At 73.1% G+C, this 23,709-nt stretch carries 18 protein-coding genes; 10 read left to right on the top strand and 8 right to left on the bottom strand.

All coding sequences use genetic code 11. The features are described 5' to 3' along the window. Nucleotides 1-46 precede the first annotated feature (46 nt). Both LADH09A_RS07940 and LADH09A_RS07935 read right to left on the bottom strand, forming a co-directional pair. Nucleotides 47-1,045, bottom strand: a complete 999-nt coding sequence (locus tag LADH09A_RS07940) for a winged helix-turn-helix domain-containing protein (protein WP_238644222.1) — start codon at nucleotides 1,043-1,045, stop codon at nucleotides 47-49. A gap of 286 nt (nucleotides 1,046-1,331) precedes the next feature. After that, nucleotides 1,332-2,378 (bottom strand): DUF4185 domain-containing protein, encoded by a 1,047-nt coding sequence (locus LADH09A_RS07935; protein ID WP_238644221.1) that lies wholly within the window; start codon nucleotides 2,376-2,378, stop codon nucleotides 1,332-1,334. Between the two features lie 54 nt (nucleotides 2,379-2,432). On the opposite strand from LADH09A_RS07935, the gene LADH09A_RS07930 reads away from it, so the two are divergent. Further along, a complete protein-coding gene (locus LADH09A_RS07930) occupies nucleotides 2,433-3,035 on the top strand; it encodes an NUDIX hydrolase (RefSeq protein ID WP_238644327.1) in 603 nt (200 codons plus the stop codon). Here the strand turns inward: LADH09A_RS07930 and LADH09A_RS07925 are convergent. Together LADH09A_RS07925 and LADH09A_RS07920 are read right to left on the bottom strand one after the other, a co-directional pair. Then, the gene (locus tag LADH09A_RS07925; protein WP_238644220.1) at nucleotides 3,004-4,095 is read right to left on the bottom strand and encodes a mannose-1-phosphate guanylyltransferase; all 1,092 of its coding nucleotides are present in this window, start codon (nucleotides 4,093-4,095) and stop codon (nucleotides 3,004-3,006) included. The genes LADH09A_RS07930 and LADH09A_RS07925 overlap by 32 nt on opposite strands. A 63-nt stretch (nucleotides 4,096-4,158) precedes the next feature. Beyond that, on the bottom strand, nucleotides 4,159-5,304 hold the full coding sequence (locus LADH09A_RS07920) for a glycosyltransferase family 4 protein (protein WP_238644219.1): 1,146 nt from the start codon (nucleotides 5,302-5,304) through the stop codon (nucleotides 4,159-4,161). Between the two features lie 152 nt (nucleotides 5,305-5,456). Here LADH09A_RS07920 and LADH09A_RS07915 point away from each other — a divergent pair, with 152 nt between their 5' ends. Then, nucleotides 5,457-6,146, top strand: coding sequence for a TIGR03089 family protein (locus LADH09A_RS07915; protein ID WP_238644218.1), 690 nt, complete (start codon nucleotides 5,457-5,459; stop codon nucleotides 6,144-6,146). Between the two features lie 197 nt (nucleotides 6,147-6,343). Here LADH09A_RS07915 and LADH09A_RS07910 read toward each other — a convergent pair whose 3' ends face one another. Further along, nucleotides 6,344-8,353 (bottom strand): acetoacetate--CoA ligase, encoded by a 2,010-nt coding sequence (locus LADH09A_RS07910; protein ID WP_238644217.1) that lies wholly within the window; start codon nucleotides 8,351-8,353, stop codon nucleotides 6,344-6,346. Nucleotides 8,354-8,495: 142 nt separating this feature from the next. Then, nucleotides 8,496-9,014, bottom strand: a complete 519-nt coding sequence (locus LADH09A_RS07905; protein ID WP_238644216.1) for an acyl-CoA thioesterase — start codon at nucleotides 9,012-9,014, stop codon at nucleotides 8,496-8,498. Nucleotides 9,015-9,037: 23 nt separating this feature from the next. Between LADH09A_RS07905 and LADH09A_RS07900 the strand changes: the two genes are divergently transcribed. Beyond that, nucleotides 9,038-9,709, top strand: coding sequence for a hypothetical protein (locus LADH09A_RS07900; RefSeq protein WP_238644215.1), 672 nt, complete (start codon nucleotides 9,038-9,040; stop codon nucleotides 9,707-9,709). Between the two features lie 174 nt (nucleotides 9,710-9,883). On the opposite strand, the gene LADH09A_RS07895 is transcribed toward LADH09A_RS07900, so the two are convergent. Beyond that, the gene (locus LADH09A_RS07895) at nucleotides 9,884-11,185 is read right to left on the bottom strand and encodes a multidrug effflux MFS transporter (protein WP_372492244.1); all 1,302 of its coding nucleotides are present in this window, start codon (nucleotides 11,183-11,185) and stop codon (nucleotides 9,884-9,886) included. A gap of 319 nt (nucleotides 11,186-11,504) precedes the next feature. On the opposite strand from LADH09A_RS07895, the gene LADH09A_RS07890 reads away from it, so the two are divergent. From LADH09A_RS07890 to LADH09A_RS07870, 5 genes are read left to right on the top strand one after another with little or no spacing between them, the layout of a single operon-like run. Next, the gene (locus tag LADH09A_RS07890) at nucleotides 11,505-12,059 is read left to right on the top strand and encodes an RNA polymerase sigma factor (RefSeq protein ID WP_238644214.1); all 555 of its coding nucleotides are present in this window, start codon (nucleotides 11,505-11,507) and stop codon (nucleotides 12,057-12,059) included. Beyond that, complete coding sequence (locus LADH09A_RS07885; RefSeq protein ID WP_238644213.1) at nucleotides 12,056-12,853, top strand: cupin domain-containing protein; 798 nt, start codon at nucleotides 12,056-12,058, stop codon at nucleotides 12,851-12,853. The genes LADH09A_RS07890 and LADH09A_RS07885 overlap by 4 nt, the downstream gene beginning before the upstream one ends. Nucleotides 12,854-12,887: 34 nt before the next feature. Then, entirely contained in the window at nucleotides 12,888-13,688 is an 801-nt protein-coding gene (locus tag LADH09A_RS07880) for an ABC transporter ATP-binding protein (protein ID WP_238644325.1), read from the top strand. Further along, nucleotides 13,685-15,070, top strand: coding sequence for a hypothetical protein (locus tag LADH09A_RS07875; protein WP_238644212.1), 1,386 nt, complete (start codon nucleotides 13,685-13,687; stop codon nucleotides 15,068-15,070). The genes LADH09A_RS07880 and LADH09A_RS07875 overlap by 4 nt, the downstream gene beginning before the upstream one ends. After that, complete coding sequence (locus LADH09A_RS07870; RefSeq protein WP_238644211.1) at nucleotides 15,067-15,681, top strand: hypothetical protein; 615 nt, start codon at nucleotides 15,067-15,069, stop codon at nucleotides 15,679-15,681. Before LADH09A_RS07875 ends, LADH09A_RS07870 begins: the two co-directional genes overlap by 4 nt. 64 nt (nucleotides 15,682-15,745) lie before the next feature. Here the strand turns inward: LADH09A_RS07870 and LADH09A_RS07865 are convergent, their stop codons facing one another. Next, nucleotides 15,746-16,915: an acyl-CoA dehydrogenase family protein gene (locus LADH09A_RS07865; RefSeq protein ID WP_238644210.1), complete on the bottom strand. Its 1,170-nt coding sequence runs from the start codon at nucleotides 16,913-16,915 to the stop codon at nucleotides 15,746-15,748. 251 nt (nucleotides 16,916-17,166) lie between these two features. On the opposite strand from LADH09A_RS07865, the gene LADH09A_RS07860 reads away from it, so the two are divergent. Both LADH09A_RS07860 and LADH09A_RS07855 read left to right on the top strand, forming a co-directional pair. Continuing rightward, on the top strand, nucleotides 17,167-18,594 hold the full coding sequence (locus LADH09A_RS07860; protein ID WP_238644209.1) for a UDP-glucose dehydrogenase family protein: 1,428 nt from the start codon (nucleotides 17,167-17,169) through the stop codon (nucleotides 18,592-18,594). A 148-nt stretch (nucleotides 18,595-18,742) separates the two neighbouring features. Continuing rightward, nucleotides 18,743-23,644 (top strand): SCO7613 C-terminal domain-containing membrane protein, encoded by a 4,902-nt coding sequence (locus LADH09A_RS07855; protein WP_238644208.1) that lies wholly within the window; start codon nucleotides 18,743-18,745, stop codon nucleotides 23,642-23,644. Nucleotides 23,645-23,709 lie beyond the last annotated feature (65 nt).

The following is a 23,709-nucleotide window of genomic DNA, read 5'->3' as shown; positions in this document are numbered from 1 at the left end:
GGTCACCCCGGCGAGCGCCGCGCTCGCGTTGTAGGAGACGGCCGGGTCAGGCGTTCAGCATGGCCCGGCCGAGCGGCGTCAACGTGTGCAGCACACTGTTGCGCTCCCGGTGGCTGACCAGCAGACCGGCGTTACGCAGCACCGTGGCGTGCTGGCTGGCCGCCGCCGGTGAGATGTTGAGCTGACGGGCGACCTCGCCGGTGGTGCAGCCGTCGTCGGTGGCCTGCAACACCGCCGCCCTGGTGCGGCCGAGCAGCGCGGCGAGTGAGTCGCGGGGAGCATCCGACGGGGCCGCCGCGATGCGGTCGGCCGGCGCCAGCCCGCCCAGCCGGTCGACCGGGTAGACCAGCACCGGCGGCAGCGCCGGGTCGAGCAGGGCGACCGGTGTGCTCGCGCAGAAGAACGACGGCACCAGCAGCAACCCGCGGCCGTCCAGGTGCATCTCCCGGCTGTGCGGATAGTGGCGGACCTCCAGCACCCCGTCCTCCCAGCGCATCGCTGGCCGGAGGCTGGTGAGCAGACCCTCGACGCCGCCGTCGAGCAGCGCCCGGGCTCGGCGGGCCCGGTCCGCCGCCACCGCGGCCTGGATCCTGCTCCAGTACGGGCTGATCGCCAACGATCGGTACTGCTCCATCGACTCGGCGAGGTGGTGCAGCACCGCCACCTCGCCCCGGGCCAGCGCGGCAGCCGAGGAGGGCAGTTGCGTCTCGGCGGCCAGCACGCTCAGGTCCCGGTGCAGCAGCTCGATGGGGGTGCGGCGGAGCGCGTCCAGCCCAGCCTCGAAACCGTCGACGCTGTCGTACGGGGTGAGGAAGTCCGGGAAGTAGCCGCGCGGCGGGTTCAGCGCGAACAGCAACCGCAGCTGCTCGGAGGCGGCGTCCTGACGCAGCCCTCGGGACACGCTGCGCCGCCAGTTGGCCGTCAACGGATCACGGTTGCGGCCCTGCAGCACGTGCAGGCTGAGGACCAGCTCCCAGATCGGGTCCGCAGCCGGCGCCACCCGGGTCCGGAGGATGTCCTCCCCAGAAAAGTGGATCTTCAGCATGGAGCGCTCCTGAGTCGCCGGCAGGGGGATACCGGGTGACCGTTCGACTCTACCTGGACGGCACTAATCTCCATCTTTAAGCCTGGGCTGAAAAACCTCGACGTCCACGGGGCAGGTTCGGCATGCTCTCAGTGCCCGAACAGGTGCCGGCGCGTCCTCGACGCCCCGGCGCCAGGGCACCGGGCCCGGGGAGGCCCCGGTGATCGGGCGGCACCACGAGGGTCTGCGGCCCTTGCTCCGCAGAGGTGCCGTCCGGTCATCCCGCCCCCGCATTCTCCCGCCCGGCTCAGCCGACCCACAGCGCGACCCGGTGGTCCTCGTCCGTGACGTAGAACGGCCGCCCGTCCACCTCGGCCACCCCCTCCACGTGGTGGAACGGCGCCAGGTCCGCCACCAGCTGCCCGCCGATCCGGCACGCGTCGTCCGACCCGCCGTCCGGGAGACGGAACCGCACGTGCCGGGAGGTGACGTCACCACCGCCGGGGTGGTCGTCCAGCAGCACCGATCCCTTGCCCAGCGCGTCGATCGAGCCGACCACGGCCGCGTACCCGCCGTCCGCCGTCGGGGTGATCGCCCGGAAGCCGGTCAGCCGCCCGGGCGGGGTGACCCCGCTCAACACGTACGTGCGCAGCGCCTGCGGCCAGACCGGCTCCGCCGCGAACATGCCCGGCACGTCGGCCACCTCGACCAGGATCGGCTCACCGGCCTCGGTGACCGGGAAACGCAGCCCGAGCAGCACTGTCCCGGCGGGGGTGAAGGCCGCGGCCTCCACGTTCAACGGCAGGTCGTCCGGGGAGAGGCGACTCACCCAGCTCTTCTCCCGGGCGGTGCCCCTGGCCAGGGTTTCCACGATGAACCGGGCCCGCACCCGTTCGCCCGGAGGCAACAGGACCAGCGGCGACCCGGCCAGGGCGTCGTTCACCGCCCGGTGCAGCCGGAACGAGTTGCGCACCACGTGCACCGGGAGCGGCCCGGCCGCCGCGGCGTCCTCCCGGAACCGCGCCACGAAGGCACGTCGGGGGCGCAGCGGGCCGCCCTTCGAACCGAAGTGGGAGCCGAAGACGTACACCCAGCCGTCGTGGTGGGCGAGCGCCTCACCGTCCTCGGTCCGCCCGTTCTCCGCACCGGCGTCCGCCAGCACGTGCCGGGCCGTCCACTCGCCGTCGTCCAGCTCCAGCAGCAAGGCGAGGCAGCGCTCCACCGGCCCCTCGTCCAGCACGGTCCAGAAACCCCGCCGGGCACCGTACGCGCGCAGCAGCGCCGCCGACCGTACCGGCAGCAGGTCACTGGCCTCGTTGCCGGCCACGACGAATTCGACGAGTCGCAGGGTCACCGGGCCAGCGTACGAAGCACCCGCTCGTACAGTGACGGGGTGCCCGACACCGCGATCACCGGACCGACCGCCCACCCCACCGACCCCGAGACGTACGCGCCGTTGCACGCCGACGCCACGGCGCTGCTCGAAGGCTGGCAGCCCACCAGCCCGAACGGGGCGCTCGCGCGGGACCGGACCCTCCGCCTGCTCGGTGCCGGCCCGATCGCGATGAGTCGACAGCACCGACCTGGGCACCTCACCGCGAGCGCGCTGGTGCTGGACTCCACCGGCTCGCGGGTGCTGCTCTGCCTGCACGTCAAGCTCGGGTGGTGGGTGCAGCTCGGCGGGCACTGCGAGCCGACCGATCAGGCCCTGGTCGGCGCCGCGCTGCGCGAGGCCACCGAGGAGTCCGGCATCGCCGGTCTGCGCATCGACCCCGTGCCGATCGACGTGGACGTGCACCCGGTGCGGTGTCAGGGCGGGTCACTGCACCACGACGTCCGCTTCGCCGTGCTGGCCCCGCCCGAGGCCGTGGAGCAGGTCAGCGACGAGGCGGAGGAGCTGGGCTGGTTCACACCGGACCAGCTGCCCGAGCCACTGGCCGGCGGGACCGTGCAACTGGTCGCGCCGGCCCTCGCAGCCCTCAGACGTAGCCCTCTTCGCCTCGCGCCTTGAGCTCGTCGACCAGGGCCTTCACGTCCTGGGCCCGGTCGCGGGGGCAGACCATCACCGCGTCGGGAGTGTCCACCACGATGAGGTCGCGCAACCCGAGGACGGCCACCAGCCGCCCCGACTGCGGCACGACCACCATGTTCGCGCTGTCGCGCAGCAGCACACCCGGCTTGGCGTCGGTGCCGAGCACCACGTTGCCCGCGTCGTCGGTCGGCAACACGTCGCCGAGGGTGTGGAAGTCGCCGACGTCGTTCCAGCCGAAGTCGCCCGGCACGGTAGCGACGCGACCCGCGGTGGCCGCGCCCTCCATCACCGCGTAGTCCACGGAGATCTTCGGCAGGGTCGGCCAGATCGCACCGAGGACCTCGTCCTGCTCCGGGGTGCCCCAGGCGGCGGCGATCGCGGCCACACCGGCGTGCAGCGCCGGCTGCTGGCGGGCCAGCTCGGCGAGGAAGACGTCCACCCGCCACACGAACATGCTCGCGTTCCACAGGTAGCGGCCCGAACGGACGTACGCCTCGGCGACCTCGGCGCCCGGCTTCTCCTTGAACTCGGCCACCGGCCGCCACGGCGTGCCCTCGGTCGGATCGCCGGTCTCCAGGTAGCCGTAGCCGGTCTCCGCCCGCGTGGGGGTGATCCCGACGGTCATCAGCATGCCCTGCTCGGCCCCGCGAACCGCCTCCTGGACCGTGCGGACCCAGCTCTCCGGGTCGCGGATCAGGTGGTCGGCCGCGAAGCTGCCCATCACCGCGTCCGGGTCCCGTGTCGCGATCACCGCCGCGGCCAACGCGATCGCCGCACAGGAATCCCGAGGGGAGGGCTCGACCAGGATGTTCTCCTCTGGCAGACCGGTCAGCTGCCGAGCCACCGCCGCGACGTGCGCGGCACCGGTGACCACAAGGGTCCGGTCCGGTGTGGTCAGCGGGGCGAGCCGTTCCACGGTCGCCTGGAGCAGCGAGGCGCTGGTGCCGGTGAGCGGATGGAGGAACTTGGGATGGCCGGCGCGGGACAACGGCCACAACCGCGTGCCGCTGCCACCTGCCGGGATGACCGCATAAAGCATCCGCACATCATGCCCGACGTACCTGCTGGAAGTGGCACGGGTCACCGCCCGCGCCCCGGAGGGTCAGGAACTGGCGCGACTCCAGGCGGCGATGTGCACCTCGGCGCTGGACTCCCAGGTGAACTCCTTCGCCCGGTCGAACCCCGCCTTCGCCAGCGACAACCGCCGCTGCTCGTCGTCGAGGAGGGCAGCCAGGTCGGTGCCGATCTGCTCCGGGTCCTCGGAGGTGTACGCGACCGCGTCGCCGCCCACCTCGGGCAGTGACAGCCGCGGAGTGGTCAGCACCGGGGCGGCGCACGCCATCGCCTCCAGGATCGGCAGCCCGAACCCCTCGCCGTAGGACGGGTAGGCGGCGACCAGCGCGCCACCGAGGAAGCCGGGCAGGTCGCCGTAGCGCAGGTAGCCGGGACGCAGCAGGCGCAGGTGCGACGGGACCTCGGCGACCGCGCGGTCGATGTCGTCGTCGTGCCCCTGACCACCGGCGATCACCAGAGCCGGCGGGTCGGCGCGGTCGGCCACCGCCCGCGCCCAACCACGGATCAGGTTGGGGACGTTCTTGCGGGGCTCCTTGGCCCCGAGAAAGGCGACGTAGCTGCTGTTGCCCAGCCCCAGCCGGGCCCGCACGCGGGCCTTCTCCTCCTCCGTGGGCGCGTGGAAGGCGGACTGGTCGACGCCGTGGTAGGCCACGTCGATCCGTGTCGGGTCGGCGTCGAGCAGCCGGATCAGCTCGTCCCGGGTGGCCTTGCTGGGCACGATCACCCGGTTGGCGCGGCGCAGCGAGGTCTTGATGGCACTGCGGAAGAACGTGCGGCGGGACTTGTCGTAATGCTCCGGCTCGGTGAAGAACGTCGCGTCGTGCACGGTGACCGTGACCGGGCACCCGGCCCGCAGCGGGCAGGTGTAGAAGGGCGAGTGCAGGACGTGCGCGCCCACCTGCTGCGCGAGCAACGGCAGGCCGGTCTGCTCCCACGCGAGCCGGGCCGGGCGGTGCGCCACGGCGGCCGGAGCGGGAATGATCTCCGCCCCGGGCAGCATCCGGGTGTAACGCTCCAGGTCGGTGCGAAGGCTGACCACGGCCAGCTCCACCCCCGACCCGCACACCTTGCCGAGGGCTCCGAGCAGCCCGTCAACGTATCGACCGACACCACCACGGTCGGCGGGGACACTCGTGGCGTCGATGAGCACGCGGGGCGGGCGACCGGCGGTCACGGGGCGACTCCTTGCACTGCGGTCTGTGGGGAACAACACTCCGGGGGTCAAGCCTACGCCGGAGCGCGCCAGCGGCGCTGACTGCGACCCGACGGTACGCCGACTTGTCATCGTCATCGAGTACGGCCGGCGGGGGCGTATCGTTCGCGCCGATGGCCGACAACATTGCTTGGGTCTTCGCCGATGCGATCGCGACCGACCCGACCAGACCGCTGCTCACCTGGTACGACGACGCCAGCGGTGACCGCACCGAACTTTCCGGCGTCACCCTGGCGAACTGGGTGGCGAAGACCGCCAATCTCCTCGTCGACGAGGTAGGTCTGGCTGCGGGCACCCCGGCCGGCGTGCTGCTGCCGCCACACTGGCAGACCGCGGCGGTGCTGCTGGGCTGCTGGTCGGCCAAGTTGAGCGTCGTGGACACACCGGGCGACGTGGACGTGCTCTTCGCCGCCGCCGACCAACTCGACGAGGCACAGTCCTGGTCCGCCGACGAGCGGTACGCCCTCGGGCTGGCCCCACTCGCCGCCCCGCTGCGGCAGGTGCCGCCCGGGTTCGCCGACTACGTGGTGGAGGTACGCCGACACGGCGACCACTTCACCCCGCAGCCCGGTCCGGGCCCCGCCGACGCGCGCCTGCTCACCCGCGCCGAGGCCCGCGCCACCGAGTTGGGCATCGAGCCCGGCGCGCGGGTCCTCATCGACGCCACCCGCCACCCCGACCCGGTCGACTGGCTGCTGGCCCCGCTGACCCGGGCCGCCACCATCGTCCTCTGCGCCAACCTCGACCCAACAAAGGTGGCCAACCGCCAAGCCACCGAAAAGGTCACCCAGACCCTCCCCTAACCCACCCCCGCGCCCCACCCGCACCGCACCCGCACCCCGCCCCGCCCCGCCCCCGGGAGGGTCGATCATGGAGTTGTGGTGGGCGATTGGTACGCCGATGCCCGTTCTGTGGGGCACCACAATTCCATGATCGACGCGAGTGGACGCGCGGGGAGGGCGGGGCGGGGGCCGAGGGGCCGGGACGCGCGGGGCGCGGGTCAGGCGGGCGTGTTGTTCGTGGCTCGGCGTTGGGCGAGGGTGGCGAAAGCTGTCAGGGACTCGGGGTTGGCGAGGGCGCCCTTGGCCGCGGCCTGGTCGACCGGGATGCCGGTGAGGATCTTCTTGACCGGCACCTCCAGCTTCTTCGCCGACAGGGTGCGGGGCACCGAGCGCACCTGGTGGATCTCGTCGGGCACGTGCCGGGGTGACAGCGCGGTGCGCAGTTCGCGGCAGATCTTCGCGCGCATCGGATCGTCCAGCTCCAGGCCTTCGGCCAGCACCACGAAGAGCAGCAGCTCACCGGCGCCGCCCTCGTCGTCCTCCAGGTGGACGACGACCGAGTCGAGCACCTCGTCCAGCCCCTCGACCACCGAGTAGAACTCGGCGGTGCCCAGCCGCACCCCACCGCGGTTGAGCGTGGCGTCGGAGCGGCCGGTGATCACGCAACCGCCCCGCTCGTTGATGGTGATCCAGTCGCCGTGCCGCCAGACGCCCGGGTAGACGTCGAAGTACGCCTCGCGGTAGCGGGTGCCGTCCGGGTCGTTCCAGAAGCCCACCGGCATGCTCGGCATCGGCTCGGTGATGACCAGCTCGCCCAGCTCACCGATGACCGGGGTGCCGTTGGCGGAGCGGGCCTCCACCTTGGCGCCCAGCGCACGGCAGGCGATCTCACCGGCGTACACCGGAAGTAGCGGCACCCCGCCGACGAACCCGGTGCAGACGTCGGTGCCGCCGGAGAGCGACTGGAGCTGGAGGCGGTCGCCGACCGTCTCGTACACCCATTCGAAGCCCTCGGCGGGCAGCGGCGCACCGGTGGAGCCCACCCCGCGCAGCGCCGACAGGTCGGCGACGTCCCGGGGCACCAGCCCGGCCTTGCGGCAGGCCAGCAGGAACGGCGCGGAGGTGCCGAAGTACGTGGTGCCGGTCTCCGCCGCCAGCCGCCACAGCTCACCGAGGTCGGGCTCGGCCGGCCGGCCGGGCTCCGCCCGGACCGCCGGGTTGCCGTCGAAGAGCACGATGGTCGCGCCCACCGCCGGCCCGGAGACCAGGAAGTTCCACATCATCCAGCCGGTGGTGGTGAACCAGAAGAACCGGTCGGCCGGGCCCAGGTCGTGGTGCAGGGCGAGCATCTTCAGGTGTTCCAGCAGGATGCCGCCGTGGCCGTGCACGATCGGCTTGGGCAGCCCGGTGGTGCCCGAGGAGTAGAGCACGTACAGCGGGTGGTCGAACGGCACCGGCGTGAACGTCGACGGCTCGTCGGTGGGCGCGGCCAGCTCCGCCCAGCCCAGCACGCCCTCGGGTACGGGGCCCGTCGGGTCGAGGTAGCCGATGTTGACGGTGTGCCGCAGCGACGGCAGTGCGGCCCGGATCGCGGCCACCTCGGCGCGGCGGTCGACCGGCTTGTCGCCGTAGCGGTAGCCGTCCACGGCGACCAGCACCGTCGGCTCGATCTGCTGCCACCGGTCGGTGACACTGCGGGTGCCGAACTCGGGCGCGCAGGACGAGAAGATCGCGCCCAGGCTGGCGGTGGCCAGCAGCAGGACGTACGTCTCAGGGATGTTCGGGGCGTACGCCGCCACGCGGTCACCGGCGGTGACGCCGAGCCGACGCAGCCCGGCCGACACCCGGCGGACCTGCTCGCGCAACTCCCCGGCGGTCAGCGTGACGAGCGGTCGGGTCTGCCCGTGCGCGATCACCACCGGGTCGTCGTCACCCCGCCCCGGCATCCGCAACACGTTCTCGGCGTAGTTGAGCGTGGCCCCCGGGAACCAGCGGGCGCCGGGCATCCCCCGCTCGGCCAGGGTCGCGGTCGGCGGGGTGTGCGCGACCACCTCGAAGTGGTCCCAGATCGAACGCCAGAACCCGTCCAGATCGGTGGTCGACCAGCGCCACAACGCGTCGTAGTCGGCGAAGTCCAGCCCGCGGTGCTCCCGAAGCCAGCGCAGGTAGGCGCCGATCCGGGACTGCTCGCGTACGTCCGCCGGCGGCGCCCACAGCATGTCACCCACTGCTTCACCCTCCCCTGGCCCGGCACGACATTGTGAATGGGCCGTGGCGCCATCTTGCCCTACCTCGAAGCGCCATTCTGCGCACCGGGTGCGCCAACCGACGCGTGCCCGCCCCACACTCCACCCACCCACCTCATGTGGGTCAGCCCTCGCGGTGTGCCTGGATGGCGCGACGGCGGGCGAGGCGGTGGGCCCGGCGGATCTCCGCCTCCTTGTACCGGCGCTCGTCCTCCGCCGTCTCCGGCAGCACCGGGCGGACCACCCGCGGCGCCCCACCCACGTCCACCCCCACGAACACCAGGTAGGCGGTGGCCACCCGGACCGCCGCGTCCTCGGCCGAGTCCCACCGTTCGGCGACCACCCGTACGCCCACCTCCATCGAGGTCTGGCCGGTCCAGTTCACCTGTGCGTGGGCGTGCACGAGGTCACCGACCCGGACCGCCTCGGAGAAGACGATCTCGTCGATCGCCGCGGTGACCGCCGTTCCGCCGCTGTGTCGGGCCGCGGCGGCACCCGCCACGTCATCGACGAACTTCATCAGAACCCCGCCGTGCACGGTGCCGTACAGGTTCACGTCCACGGCAGTCATGATCTTGCTTAGCGTGACGCGCGAGTACGACGTCGGCTTGCCGATCGGAGCGGCGGAGAGGTGCTCAGTCATGTCGAAAACGGTACGGTGCGCGGATGCGACATCTCTGGAGCTTCCTCGCCGGGCTGGTGGTGGCGCCCATCACCTGGGTGCTGGTCACACTGGGGCAGGACGGGTCGAGCCGGACAGTCGACCGCTGGGTGGAGACCGGCACGTTCAACACCGCCAACCTGATCGAGCCGGCCGTGTACCTCGGTGTCGGCGGAGTCCTGCTGGGCCTGGTCGGCACGCTGCGCTTCTCGCCGCTGGGCCCGCTGGTGGCCGGGTTGCTGCTGGTCACGCCGTACGTCGGGATGTTCGTGGCGCCCTTCACGGTGCGGGACGCGATCCCGCACGAGTGGAAGATGCTCGGCGACCCGTTGCCGCTGCGGCTGCCGGTGGAGAACGGCACGCTGTTCGTGATCGGTCTGCTGCTGCTGATGGCGACCTTCAGCGGGCAGCGGTGGCGGCAGTGGCCGCGCGCGGCTGCCGAGCCGGCCGCTACGCCGGCCCCGGTGCCGGACGCAGGCCCCCGCAACGACGACTTCACCCTGACCGACTGGCCGTCGCCGACGCCCGCGGAGCGCGACACCGCGCCCCTCACTCTCGGTTACCCGGCCGATTCGACACCGACCGAGCCGCTGCCGCGCCGGGTGGGTGGCGAGTCGCCCTGGTCCGCCCCGCCGCGCGGGCAGTCGCGCCCCGAGGACACCACCGAGATCCGCTGAAACCGTCGGGCGGGCCGGGTGACCGGCCCGCCCACTGTCTGCTGCGCGGAGGCCCTGGCGCAGCGCTGCTGCGCAGAGGCCCTGGCGCAGCCCTGTTGCGCAGAGGCCCTGGCGCAGCCCTGTTGCAAAGAGGCCCTGGCGCAGCCCTACCGCCAGGTCCGCTGACCAGAGGCCCTAGTGCAGCGCGACCGCCAGATCCGGGTCGACCGTGCCGAGGCTGGCGCGGGGCACGACGAGGAGCATGACCAGCAGCGAGGCGGCCATGCCGCCCGCGATGACGATCGCCATCGGCACACTCCCGGTGCCGAACAGGCCCGCCAGTGGCGCCGACAACGCGCCGATGCCGAACTGCACGGCGCCGAGCAGCGCCGCGGCGGTGCCCGCCGCCTCGCTGTGCCGGCTCATGGCCAGCGCCGGAGCGTTCGGCAGGGCCAGGCCGGTGGCGGCCAGGACGAGCCACAGCGACGCGAGCAGGGTGCCCAGACCACCGAAGCCGGTCGCGGCGAACATGACCAGCAGCAGCCCGGCCGCCGTGCCGGCGATCAGGGCGCTGACCAGGATCTGCTGCGGGGTGTAGCGGCGCAGCAGCCGGACGTTGAACTGGGTGGCCGCGATCAGGCCCACCGCGCCGGCCCCGAAGGCCAGGCCGAACTCCTGCTCGTCGAGGCCGTACTCGCGTTGGAGAACGAACGACGACCCGGAGACGTACGCGAACAGGGCCGCCATCGCCAGCCCGGCGACCAGCACCAGGCCGACGAACGCCCGGTCGTTGAGCAGCCCCCGGTAGTCGCGCAGGGTGGCGCCGATCCCCCCGTGTCGCCGACGCGCCACCGGAAGGGTCTCCGGGAGCCGGAGCGCGGCCACGACGATCAGCAACGCGCCCAGCACCGCCAGCGCCGCGAAGACACCCCGCCAGTCGGTCCAGCTCAGCAGGCCACTGCCCAGGGTCGGCGCGAGAATGGGCGCCAGGCCCATGACGAGCATCAGCCGGGAGAAGATCCGGGCGAAGGAGGCGCCGCTGAACAGGTCGCGGACGACGGCCGTGGCGACCACGGTGGCGGCCGCCACACCAAGCCCCTGGAGTACGCGCAGCGCGCCGAGCACGGCGATGTTGGGCGCGAAGACGCACAGCACGGAGGCCACGATGTGCGCGACCAGCCCGGCCAGCAACGGCATCCGTCGTCCGACCACATCGGAGAGCGGCCCGATCAGCAACTGGCCCAACGCGAGGCCGACCAGCGTGCCGGTCAGGGTCAACTGCACCGCGGTCTCGGTGGTCTGCAACCCGGTGGTGATGGCGGGCAGCGCGGGCAGGTACATGTCGATGGTCAACGGCCCGATCGCGATCAACGCGCCGAGCACGAGGACGAGCTGTGCCCGTTGACGGTTGGTCATCAGGTCGCCGGGCAGGACGTCCCCGGTGGGGTCTTCCACCCGGGTGCCGGGCCCGGTCTTGTCCACCAACTGCTTCATCATCTCGGTCTCTCTGCGGAAGCGGATGCGTCGTCACGTGCGGTGCCGGGGCGTCACCGCGTCCACAGGTCTCGGCGGGCGCGGTGCGGGGTGCCCGCCAGCGGAGGCGAGCAGGTGACGAGGCTGGGGTCGTGGTGGGGGTGGCCGGGTGCGGCGATCACGCAAGGGTGATCCTCTCGCTCGCCAACGTCCCATCGGCGTACGACGTTCCCGATGTGTGGGGTGTCACGCCACGCGGGGGCCGACGCGGACGCGGCCATGGAGTGACGACAGTCACAGCCGGGACAGAACCCGGACCGGGGTACGCGTCGTCTTGCCTGACGTGAGACGAAGTCTGGACGGACTCGACGAGGGCGAACTGCTTCGCCGCGTCGCCCGGGGCGACCGGCGCGCGTTCGACGCGCTGTACCGGCGTACCGCCCCCTGGCTGACCACCCGACTGCGTCGGCGCTGCGCCGACGAGGACGTGGTGGCCGAGGTGTTGCAGGAGACGTACCTGGCGGTCTGGCGGTCGGCCGGCAGTCAGGCGCAGTCCCCCTCCACCTCGGGCAGCGCCGTGGGCTGGCTGTGGACGATCGCCGCCCACCGGCTGATCGACGCGTTCCGCCACCGGGCTCGGCGCGAGCGGATCCCGTCGGTGCAGACCTTCGAGACCGTGGCCCCGGCCGCCGAGGACGAGGCACTGGCCGGCGGTCTGGACGCCAACCTCGAACGGGCCCTGCACGCGCTACCCCCGGAGCTACGCCAGGTGCTCCGCGCGATGGTCCTCGACGGGTTGACCACCCGGGAGACGTCGCTGCTGCTCGGTATGCCCGAGGGGACCGTGAAGACCCGCGCGCGACGAGCCCGCATCGCACTCCGGGAGGCGCTGTCATGACCACTCATCCCACACCCGCAGTCATCTCCCACTACGCCTCGGGCGGCGCGGACGTCGACGACGCGACCGTCTGGGCGGTGGAGGCACACCTGGAGGTCTGCGCCGAATGCCGGGCGCTGCTGTCCGGTGCTGTCGACCCGGGCACCCGGGAACTGCTGGACCGGGTGGCCGCCGGGATCACCGCCGGGATCACCGCCGGCCCCGGCCCGGTACGCCGTCGGCGGCTACCGCGCACCGGGGTCGCCGCACGGGTCCTGCCCTGGCTCGCCACCGCCGCCGGGCTGATGCTCGCCGCGGTGCTGTTCGAGAAGACCTTCGCCAGCCTGCCGTCGCTGGTGCTGCTGATCGCGCCGGTCGCGCCGCTGCTGCCGGTGGCCGCCGTCTGGAGCCGGCGACTCGATCCGGCCTGGGAGCTGACGGCAACCATGCCCCGCACCGGCCTGCCGCTGCTGATGCGCCGCACGTTGGGGGTGCTGATCACGGTCGTACCGGTGCTGGCGGTGGCCGGCTGGGGCACCGGGCACTCCCCCGGCCTCTGGCTGCTGCCGGCTCTGGGCTTCACCGCCGGGGCGTTGGCGCTGGGCACGTTGGTGGGCGTCGACCGGGCCGCCCTCGCGCTGGCGGTCGCCTGGTCCGCGGGTGTGGTGGCGCCGAGCCTGGCCGACGGGCAGCTCCCGATCGTCCTCACGGGCAGCAGCCTGCCCGGGTGGGCGCTCACCACCGTGGTGCTGACGGCCGTGCTGCTCGTACGTGCCCGACGACGGCCGCGGCACCTCACCAGGACCTTCCGATGACCACACCGAGCCAGGACCGAATGGAGACCTCATGATGCGTACGGTCAGCGTGGCGGAGACCAGGCCGTCGACCCATCCGTGGGCGGTGCACGCCGAGAAGTTGCAGGTCAAGGCCGGACGACACCTGGCGGTCAACGAGCTGGACCTGACCCTGGGCACCGGTGTGCACGGGCTGCTCGGCCCCAACGGTGCCGGCAAGACGACGTTGATGCGAGCACTGGCCACGGTGGTCAAGCCGTCCGCCGGTCGACTGACCCTGCTCGGCGAGGACGTCACCGCCGGCGCGGACCTGCGCCGGGTACGACGTGGCCTGGGCTACCTGCCGCAGCACTTCGGCTTCTACCCGCGCTTCACGGTCCGGGAGTTCGTCGAGTATCTGGCCTGGCTCAAGGAGATGCCGAAGACGGTCATCCCCGCCGCGGTGCAGCGGGCCATCGAACGGGTCGGCCTGGCGGACCGCGCCGACTCCCGGATGAAGACGCTGTCCGGCGGGATGCTGCGCCGCGCCGGCATCGCCCAGGCGATCGTCAACGACCCGGAGGTGCTGCTGCTCGACGAGCCGACGGTGGGCCTGGACCCGGAGCAGCGCTTCGACTTCCGTGAGCTGTTGCGCGACATCGGTCTGGACAGCTGCGTACTCGTCTCCACCCACCTGGTCGAGGACGTCGCGGTGGCCTGCACCGACGTGGTGCTGATCAACGACGGTCGGCTGGTGTGGCAGGGCAGCGCCGACGAACTGGCCCAGCAGGGCGGCACCGACGACGCCGGTGACAGCGCCACCGAACGCGGTTACTCGGCGCTGCTGCGCGCCCACCGTGGCCGGGTGTCGGCATGACCGGACGAATCCTCCGCATCGAGCTGCGCCGTTCGGCGGCGCTGAGCGTCGCCCTGCTGTCGCTGGTGACCGGCACGGTGTTGCTGCTCACGTCCACCCAGTTCTTCGCCGGGCGGTGGATGCAACTGGCGATCTCCTCGCGGTCGCTGCTCATGGTGTTGCTGCCCTTCGCGCTGGCCGGCGGGGCGTGGCTGGGTCAACGCGACGCGCGTTACCGGGTCACCGAGTTGTTCGCCAGCACCGTCCGTCCGCGGTGGCAGCGCGTCGTCCCGACCGCCAGCGCGCTGGCGGTCGCGGTGGCGAGCGCGTACGTCCTGGTGTTCCTCGTCGCAGCTGGATGGGTGGTGCCGACGGCGGGCTACTTCCCGGCGAGCGCGCTCGTCGTCGCCGGGGTCGGCGTCCCGGCGCTGGTCGCCGCCGGCTGGCTCGGCATGGCCGCCGGTCGCGCCGTGCCCCGGGTGGTCACCGCACCCGTCCTCGCCGTGGTCGGCTTCGTCCTGGTGGGGCTGATCCCCGACCTCGTCATGATGGCCAACACCAACGCGGGTCTCGCCAGACTCGGGCCGGAACCGTCGGCGGTGCTGCTGGTGCCGACCTTCAACGGCCTGGACGACCTCCAGACGATCACGACGCGGGTCAGCCTGCTCCAGACGCTGTGGCTGGTGTCCCTCGCCGCGACCGGTCTGCTGCTGCTCGGCGCGGTCCGCCGCCGCGCCATCGCGTTGGCCGTGCTCCCGGCGGTGCTCGGCGGGGCGGTCGCCGTACCGCTCCTGCCGGTCGGCGGCACCCGCGGGGCGGCGGTCGTCGACCCGGTCGCCATCGAGCTGGTCTGCGACAACGACGGCCCGCAGGTCTGCGTGACACGGGCGCACACCGCGTTGCTGCCCGACGTCGTCGGCCCGGCCCGGCAGGCACTCGGCATGATGGCGACGAAGCTGCCCGACGCGCCCGTGCGGGCGGTGCAGACCCGACAGGCCGACTACTGGTCTCGGCGGGACCCGGGCACGGCACCGCCCCGGCACGCCGCCGACACGATCGTCTTCGACACTCCCACCATCGACCGCGCCGGCCGCGCCGACCTGTCCGGCGACTACTTCCTGCCGTCGCTGCTCGATGCCGCCTGGGGGCAGGACTGCGGCGACCGTTCGGAGCCCGACGAACCCCTGGCCCGGACAGTCGCCACGGCCTGGCTGAGCGGTCAGCCGCCAACCCCACAGCGCTGGTGGGACCCGGCGGACATCGAGCGGGCGCAGAGCGCGTACCAGGCGCTGGTGAGCCTGCCGGAGACCGAGCAGCGAGGTCGGATGGCGGCGGCCCGCGCGGCGGCGATGGACTGCCGTAGCGACGGCCTCCTGGCGATCCTGCCGGCGAAGAAGCCATGAGATGGCTCCGGCTCCACCTGCGGTCGCGCCGGGTTCCCCTCGCGCTCGGCAGCGCGGCGGCGCTGATCACGCTGGCCTGGGTGCTGACGGTGGTCTACACGGACTCGACCACCATCAACGCCCGCACGGCGAGCCTCACCATCATGCTGGCGGTGGTCGCGTTCGGCACCACCCTCGGCGGCGCGGACGACGCCCTCGACCACACCGCGGCGGTCAACTGGCCGCTGCGACGTGCCGGTCACCTGCTCCTTGTCCTCGCCGCGATCACCGCCCTGCTGTCACTCAGCACGCTCACCGACGCGCGCTACGAGCCGCTCGCACTCGTGCTGCGCAACACCGCCGGCCTGCTCGGGCTGACCGCCCTCGGCACCGCACTGGTCGGCGCCGCGCTGTCGTGGATCGCCCCGCTGACCTGGACCCTCATCGCGGTCCTGCCCATCATGGGCCCCAGCACGGACGTGCGGACGCAGGTCGCCAGTTGGCTGCTCCAGCCCCCCGGCACCACCGTCGCCACCGTCTGCGCCACCGTGCTGGCGGTGACGGGTCTGCTGGCGTACGCGCTGCGGGGCGGCCCGCTGCGGCCCGTCACCGAGACAGCCGCCGAGCGGTGACGAAACCGTCGATGGTCCGGCGTGCCGCTGTCGGCGTACCGGGCCATCGACGGAATCCGACGATCTAGACGACGCCGGCCAGCAGCTGCCGGGCCATGACGATGCGCTGCACCTGGTTGGTGCCCTCGTAGATCTGGGTGATCTTGGCGTCGCGCATCATCCGCTCGACCGGGTAGTCCCGCGTGTAGCCGTAGCCGCCGAGCAGTTGCACCGCGTCGGTGGTGATCTCCATGGCGGCGTCGGAGGCGAAGCACTTGGCCGCCGCGCCGAAGTAGGTGAGATCCGCGTCGCCACGCTCCGACTTGCCGGCCGCCGCGTACGTGAGCTGCCGGGCCGCCTCCAGCTTCATGCCCATGTCGGCGAGCATGAACTGGATGCCCTGGAACTCGGCGACGGCCTTGCCGAACTGCCGGCGCTCGGCCACGTACCCCTTGGCGTAGTCGAGCGCGCCCTGCGCGATCCCGACGGCCTGCGCGGCGATGGTGACCCGGGTGTGGTCCAGGGTCTTCATCGCGGTCGCGAAGCCGGTGCCCTCCGCGCCGATCATCCGGTCGGCGGGGATCCGCACGTTGTCCAGGTAGACCTCGCGGGTCGGCGAGCCCTTGATGCCGAGCTTCTTCTCCGGTGCGCCGAAGCTCACCCCGGCATCGGACTTCTCCACCACGAAGGCCGAGATGCCCCGGGACCGTGCGGACGGGTCGGTCACGGCGAAGACGGTGTAGAACTCCGACACGCCGGCGTTGGTGATCCAGCGCTTCACGCCGTTGAGCACCCAGTGATCCCCGTCACGTACCGCCCGGGTGGTCATCGACGCCGCGTCGCTGCCCGCCTCCGGCTCGGAGAGGCAGTACGAGAACATGGCCTCACCCGCCGCCACCGGCGTCAGGTAGCGGCGCTTGAGCTCCTCGGAACCGGACAACAACAGTGGCATCGTGCCGAGTTTGTTGACCGCCGGGATCAGCGAGGAGGACGCGCACGCCCGGGCGACCTCCTCGATCACGATGGCGGTGGCCAGTGCGTCCGCGCCCGCGCCGCCGTACTCCTCGGGGATGTGCGGTGCGTGGAAGTCGGCCGCCCGCAACGCGTCGTAGGACGCTTTGGGAAACTCCCCGGTCTCGTCGGCCTCGGCGGCGTGCGGCGCCACCTTCGCCGTGCAGACCTCCCGGACCGCGTCCCGGATCGCCAGATGCTCCTCCGGCAACCGGTAGACGTCGAACGACTCGCCTGCGGCCATGTCGGCCCCTCCCCTTCACCGCTATCATGCGCAGTCTGTGACGACTCCTGACCGCCGACCGCGCAGACTGAAGACTAGCGACTGCAGTTCAGGTGATGTTACCGGCGCGTAGGTATGGGCATGCGGGTGCACCCACGCCGCTGGGCAATGATGGAGGACGAGACAGTGAGCCAACCCTCCGGTGCCCCGCCCAGGCGCCGCAGCAGAATGCGACGCGACGACGCGCCGCCAGTGCGAGCGGAGAAACAGGCGTGACGATCCCCTACCCCACCATCCAGCCGACCCCCGCCATCGCCGCGGTGACACCGCCCTCGGGCGCGCCTCGGCCGCGGGTGACGTTCCTGGGGACTGGCTACCTCGGTGCGACGTACGCCATCTGCTACGCCGAGCTGGGCTACGACGTGCTCGGCTTCGACGTCGACGCGGACAAGATCGCGATGTTGAACGCCGGTCAGGTGCCCATCCACGAACCCGGCCTGGACGAGCTGCTGCGGCGCAACCTCGCCGCCGGACGCCTCCGGTTCAGCACCGACATCGCCGAGACCGCCGAGTTCGGTGACGTGCACTTCATCTGCGTCGGCACCCCGCAGCGGGCGGACGGCATGGGCGCCGACCTGTCGTACGTCGAGGCGTCGGTCACCAGCCTCGCGCAGCACCTGACCCGCAAGGCACTGATCGTCGGCAAGTCCACCGTGCCGGTCGGCACCGCGGACTGGGTGGAGCAGCTCGTCGGCAAGCACACCCCCGACGACCTCGGCGTCGAGGTGGCGTGGAGCCCCGAGTTCCTCCAGGAGGGCTTCGCCGTCGACGACGTCCTGCGCCCCAACCGCATCGTCGTCGGCGTGAAGAGCGAGTGGGCCAACGGCATGCTCTACGCCGCGCACAAGGGCGTGTTCGACCTGGCCGCCACGGAGGACCGCGAGGTGCCCCTGGTGGTCACCGACTTCGCCACCGCCGAGCTGGTCAAGGTCGCCGCGAACGCCTTCCTGGCCACCAAGATCTCCTTCATCAACGCGATGGCCGAGGTCTGCGAGGCGTCCGGTGGCGACGTCACCCAGCTGGCCCGCGCGATCGGGTACGACCCGCGGATCGGCAACCGGTTCCTCCAGGCCGGCCTCGGCTTCGGCGGCGCCTGCCTGCCCAAGGACATCCGCGCCTTCCAGGCCCGCGCCCAGGAGTTGGGCGCCGGCGAGGCGCTGCGCTTCCTGCACGAGGTCGACCTGATCAACCTTCGCCGCCGTACCCGGGTGCTCAACCTCGCCGCCGACCTGCTCGGCCGCCGCAGCGGGCCGGCCGGTCCGGACTTCTCCGGCACCCGGATCGCCGTGCTCGGTGCGACGTTCAAGCCCAACACCGACGACGTCCGCGACGCCCCGGCGCTCGCCGTCGCCGCGCTGTTGCACAAGGCCGGCGCCGAGGTGCACGTGTACGACCCGCAGGGCACCGAGAACGCCCGACGGGCCGTCCCCGAGCTGACCTACGAGGCCGGCATCAACGAGGCCGTCGCTGGCGCCGACCTGGTCTGCGTCCTCACCGAGTGGGCCGACTTCCGCAACGCCGACCCGGTCGCCCTCGGCGAGCTGGTCAACGGCCGCAAGGTGGTCGACGGCCGAAACTGTCTCGATTCGGCACTGTGGACCCAGGCTGGCTGGGAGTACCGGGGCATGGGCCGCCCCTGACCGGACGACCTCCAGCGGCCGGCCACCGAGCAATCGGTGGCCGGCCGCTGTCGTTGTTTGCCCCGGACCCGCCGACAAGAGTCGAAATCCGGGCCAGCTTTGGGCATGCTGCGACAGTGGGAGTCCACAGTGCGGGTGGAGGGGTGTCGTGGCGACCTTTCAATGCTCCTCGTGCGGCCGGGAGATCAAGCCGGCCGTCCGATGCCCGCACTGTGGGGCTGATCAGCCGCAGTGGGTCGAACACTTGGCGGACATCGAGCGCTCGATCGCGGAGATGAAGGCGCGCGACGCCGCCATCGCCCGCGAGCAACGGCAGATCGCCGCCAAGATGCAGGCTGCGCTCTTCCAGCGCGACATCCTCGCCCATGCCGGCGAGGAGCGCCTCAAGCAGGCCACCCGGCCACGGCGGGTGCTGCGCCGCCGTCCCGGCCGGCGGCCACCGAGCGCCACCGCCACCAACGGCGCGCCGCCCCGGGTGCCCCGGCAGAACACCCCACCCGCTTCGGAGGACCCGCCGCCGCCCCCGCCCCGGCCGAGCTGGCTGGACGCGGACGACCCGGAGCACCCGCCGGAGGCCTCGTCGCGCGAGGTGCAGAACATCCCCCTCGGGCTGGGCGCCCTGCTGCTCGGGGTTGCCGCGGTGGTCTTCGCCGCGGTGGCGACCAGCTCGATGGACGCGGTGGCCCGGCTCGGCATCCTGCTCCTGGCCACCGTGCTGATGCTGCTCGCCCCGCCGGTGCTGGCCCGGCGCGGGCTCACCTCGACCGCCGAGACCATCGCCGCGGTCGGCCTGCTGCTGGTGCCGCTCGCCGGCAACGCCCTCTGGGCGGTGGACCGGATCGGCACCGGCGGCGGCTCCGCCACGATCTTCAGCGGGGTCATCTTCGCGGTCACGGCAGCCGTCGCATTCGGCTACGCCCGCTGGACGGGTCTGCGCGCACCCCGCTTCGCCACCGTCCTCGCCGCGCAGCCGGTGCTGCCACTGCTGGCGTACGACCGGATCACCGGGCCGGGCGGCTGGGCGCTGGTGCTCGCTCTGGTCGCCCTCGTCGACCTCTGGCTGGCCCGCTCCGGTGTGGCCCTGGAACGCCCCGTCCGGCAGGACCTGCCGGTGCCGGGCACCCCGTCGACGCCCCGCCAGCGCGACGGTGAGAGCCGCCCGGAGGGCGACCCGGAGGAGGCCGGCGAGCTGATCGACGCCAGCGCGGGTTCCACCGACGCCGGGTCGCTCCGCCCGGTGCCCGGGCTGCGCGAGCTGACCTGGTTGCTGCACGCGGTGGCGGTCGCCGTCGCCCTGGCGTACGCGGTCACCGCCCTGCTGCGGGCGCAGACCGTGCCGACCGCGACCGGCGCCGGGATGGTGCTGCTGCTGGCCGCCGCGGTCGGGTTGGCCGGCGCGCTGGTGCTGCGTCGGCCACCGCTGCCCGACGTCGCGGCCGGCATCGTCACGCTGGCCGTGATCGGCGCGCTCAGCCGAATCGCCTCGGTGGCGCTGCCCGACCAGGCGTTGCTGCTGATCGCGGTGGTCATCACGGTGACCGGGCTGGCGGTACGCGCGGTCCCCGAGACCGCCCGACGTGGCCCACAGATCGCCTCGGCGGTGGCGCTGACCGTCAGCGGCGTGGTGGTCGCCGGAGGCGCGCTGCGCGCCGGGGTGGCGCCGGTCCGGGCGGCGCTGCCCGCCTGGGGCGCCGACCTCAGTCGGTACCCGGCCGAGCTGGCCGCCGCGGTCGGACCGACCACCTGGCAGCTCGCGGGCGCCGCGTTCCTGCTCACCATCGCGGCGGTGCTGGCGCTGCCCCCGGAGATCCGCCGTGAGTTCGCGGTCGCCGGCGCGGCGCTGACCGCGCTCGCCGTTCCGGCCTCGTTCGGTCTCGGCTGGGCGGCGGCACCCTGGCCGATGGTGATCACCTCGATCGGCATCGGCGTCATCGGGCTCTCCGCCCGCACCGACCGGGCCGCGGTGGCGCACGCCATCGGGGCGGCCGTGGTGGGCCTGTTCGGCGCCGGCGCCAGCCTCGCCAGCCCCACCCTCACCGCCGCGGTCCTGGTCACCCTGTTCGTGGCCGGCACGCTGGTCACGCTGGCTCCCCGGGTCCGGATCGCCTCGGCCGCCTCCGACACGGTCACCGCCTGGGCGGCCGGAGGTGCCGCGTTCGCGCTGCCCGGGGCGGTGGCCGCGTTCGTGGCCGCCACCATGCCGACCGACCCGACCCCCACCCCGGCCAGCCTCCGGGAGGTGACCGTCCCGGTCCTGGCCGCCAGCTTCCTGGCGGTCTGCGTGACCCTCGGCTACGCCGCCGTCGTGCAGGTCTCCCAGCGCCGCATCCCCGCTCCGCTGTCGGTCGGCACCGGGCTGGGCGCCCTGGTGGTCACCGCCGCCGCGTTCGGCGCACCCGGCGCGACCGTCGCCGACGCCTGGGTCGGCGCACTGCTGCTGGTCGCGGCGGTGTTGCTCTTCCTGGCCCCGTCCATCGACGCCGGTCGGCGCGCCGACCTCACCCTGGACGGCTCGGACCTGGCCGCCGCCGCGGTCACCACCGCCCTGATCGCCACCCTGGTGCGGATCGGGGCGGTGCTCGCCCCGGGTGGGCAGTTGGCGGTGGCCGCCGCGCTGGTCCTGGTGGTTGCCGTGGGTGCACGCACCATGCCGGAGGAGTGGCGACGCGGGCCGATCCTCGGCCTCGCCGTCGGCGGTGCCCTCATCGGCGTACTCGCCGGCTGGTCCGCGGTGCGCGGTGGTGTCGGCGTGCTCGCCACACCCGGCCCGATCTGGAGAGGCGACCTGAGCGACTGGCCCGCCGCGCCCGTCGGCGGCTCCACCTGGCAGGCACCGGTCGCGCTGGCGCTGTTGGCCCTCGCCGCCGGCATCCTGCTCCCGCGGCCCTGGCGGTGGGACGTGTCCGGCGTGGCGGCGGTGCTCGCCACGATCGGCGCGCCAGCCGCGTTCGACCTGGCCTGGTGGTCGCCGGTCCTCATCGGCGGGATGGTCGCCACCGTGTACGGCATCGCCTCGGTGGCCACCGAGGAGGCCCGCGCCAGCCTGTCCCGGGCAACGGTGGCCGGGGTGGTCGCGTTGCACGCCGCCGGGGCCGGCCTGGTCCGGCCCTGGACCACGGCGCTGGCCCTGGGCAGCATCGCGCTGATCGGCGTGGTGGTGGCCACGCTGGCCCGCGTGCTGGCCGGCCCGCAGGTGAGCGACATCGACACCGAGGGGATGCCCCCGCACCTGGCGCAGATCGGCGGGGCGGCGATCGGCGCCGCGTTGCTGGCCCTTCCCGGCTCGGTGGCGGCGCTGGCCGCCGAATTCGGCCACTCGGCGCAGGTGGTGCTGACCGCCGCGCTGGCCGCGTCCAGCCTCGGCCTGGCCGCCGTGGCCGCGGTCCGCCGGCAGGTGCCGCAATATCTGCCCTGGGTCAGCGCGGCGGTGGTCGGCGGGGCCAGCATCAGCGCCCTCGCCGCCATCCCCACCGGCCTCGCCGCGGGCGTCTACGCGGCCGCCGCCGCCCTGCTCGGCGTGCTGGCCGAGCTGATCCGCGCGGCCACCGTGCCACCCACCGGCGCCGCCCAGCCGGTCCGGCGCTGGGCGGTACGGCTCGACGGCGCGCTACGTCGACTGCCGGACGACCCGGAGCGACGGCGGTGGCGATTCAACCCGGCCGCGGGCGCGTTGGCCGCGGCGGCCGTCCCGACCGCCCTGGCGCTCGCCTCGATCGCGCCCGCACTGGTCACCGCCCTGGTCGAGCCGCACCGCACACTGACCCGGATCTGGCAGGGCCCACCACCGGAGCTGCTCACCCCACCACCGGACGTGGTCAACCCGACCCACGTGCTGACGGCCCTGCTGCTCACCGCGACCGCGGCGCTGGCCGCCACCGGGTTCAGCGGTGGGCGTCGTTCCCGGGCCGTGCCGGTGGTGCTGCCCGGCGCAGCCGTCACCCTGCTGATCGCACCCCTCGCGCTGGGTCAGGGCTGGCCCGCCAGCACCGTGGCCGCGCTCTCCGTCTTCACGATCGCGATGCTCGGTCTCGCGCTGACCCCACCGCCGCCACTGGCCGAGCGGGCCCGCTCGCTGCGGCTGGCCCGGGTGCTGGTGTTCGCCATGGGTCTGGCCGGCGGCAGCGCCGGGCTCGCCGGCAGCCTGGCCGACCGGCAGATGACCCTGTTCACGCTCGGCAGCGCCGTCGCGGTGGGCGCGGTGGGGGCGCTGTTCGGCACCACCCAGCGGGCGCGCATCCTCGGCTGGCTCTTCGCCTCACTCATGGCGCAGCTCTTCGTGCTCACCGCCGGTCTGGTCGCCGGGCTCGCCGCCGTCTGGTCCGCGTTCGGGGTGCTCGCCGTCGGAGCGGTCCTCCAGGTGCTCGCCGCGACCCTGCCCCGGCTACGCCGTCCCGAGGCGCAGCGGGAGGCCTCCACGGTGGAGTGGAGCGGCTACGCCGCCGCGCTGATCGCCCTGGCCCTCGCCTTCGACTCGCCCCGACACATCGCCGCCCTGCTGGCGGCCTGGGGTGCGGTCCTCGGGGTGGCGGCGACCCGACCCGGTCGCCGGCCGGTGGAACGCCGCATCCTGTTCTGGGCCGTGGTGGTCTGCGAGATCACCGCGTGGTGGATCCTGATGCGGGTCGCCGACGTGGCGCTGCCCGAGGCGTACACGCTGCCGTTCGCCGCTCTGGCGCTGCTCGTCGGCGTGTTGGAGCTGCGCCACCGACCGGACATGAGCAGCTGGGTGGCGTACGGGCCCGCGCTGGTCGCCGCCTTCGTGCCGACGCTCGCCATCGTGCTGGCCACCGAGTCCAGCACGCTGCGGCAGATGCTCCTGCTGCTCGGCGCGGTCGCGGTGCTGATCTTCGGCTCGTCCACCCGGCAGCAGGCGCCGGTGATCGTCGGCGCGTCGGTGACCGCGATCGCCGCGATCCACGCCCTGTTCAGCCTCGGCCCGTGGCTCGCGCTCATCCCGGTCGGCATCCTGCTGCTCGTGCTCGGTGCCAGCAACGAGCGCCGCCGCCGCGCCCAGGACCGCCTACAGACGGCGCTACGCGGCATGAGGTAAATCGGGGGGTCACGGCGGGCTGGGTGAGTGGGCTCGGTGAGTGGTCCGGGTGCGCGGGTCGGGTT

Source organism: Micromonospora cabrerizensis (assembly GCF_022230955.1).
Lineage (GTDB): Bacteria > Actinomycetota > Actinomycetes > Mycobacteriales > Micromonosporaceae > Micromonospora > Micromonospora cabrerizensis.
The sequence above is the reverse complement of the archived record's forward strand: the minus strand, read 5'-3'. Positions and strand labels throughout refer to the sequence as shown.

Bases quoted from the DNA above. Each gene is read 5' to 3' on its own strand.
- LADH09A_RS07940 (WP_238644222.1), bottom strand. From the start codon at position 1,045: ATGCTGAAGATCCACTTTTCTGGGGAGGACATCCTCCGGACCCGGGTG.
- LADH09A_RS07925 (WP_238644220.1), bottom strand. From the start codon at position 4,095: ATGCTTTATGCGGTCATCCCGGCAGGTGGCAGCGGCACGCGGTTGTGG.
- LADH09A_RS07915 (WP_238644218.1), top strand. From the start codon at position 5,457: ATGGCCGACAACATTGCTTGGGTCTTCGCCGATGCGATCGCGACCGAC.
- LADH09A_RS07905 (WP_238644216.1), bottom strand. From the start codon at position 9,014: ATGACTGAGCACCTCTCCGCCGCTCCGATCGGCAAGCCGACGTCGTAC.
- LADH09A_RS07900 (WP_238644215.1), top strand. From the start codon at position 9,038: ATGCGACATCTCTGGAGCTTCCTCGCCGGGCTGGTGGTGGCGCCCATC.
- LADH09A_RS07895 (WP_372492244.1), bottom strand. From the start codon at position 11,185: ATGATGAAGCAGTTGGTGGACAAGACCGGGCCCGGCACCCGGGTGGAA.
- LADH09A_RS07885 (WP_238644213.1), top strand. From the start codon at position 12,056: ATGACCACTCATCCCACACCCGCAGTCATCTCCCACTACGCCTCGGGC.
- LADH09A_RS07880 (WP_238644325.1), top strand. From the start codon at position 12,888: ATGCGTACGGTCAGCGTGGCGGAGACCAGGCCGTCGACCCATCCGTGG.
- LADH09A_RS07875 (WP_238644212.1), top strand. From the start codon at position 13,685: ATGACCGGACGAATCCTCCGCATCGAGCTGCGCCGTTCGGCGGCGCTG.
- LADH09A_RS07870 (WP_238644211.1), top strand. From the start codon at position 15,067: ATGAGATGGCTCCGGCTCCACCTGCGGTCGCGCCGGGTTCCCCTCGCG.
- LADH09A_RS07865 (WP_238644210.1), bottom strand. From the start codon at position 16,915: ATGGCCGCAGGCGAGTCGTTCGACGTCTACCGGTTGCCGGAGGAGCAT.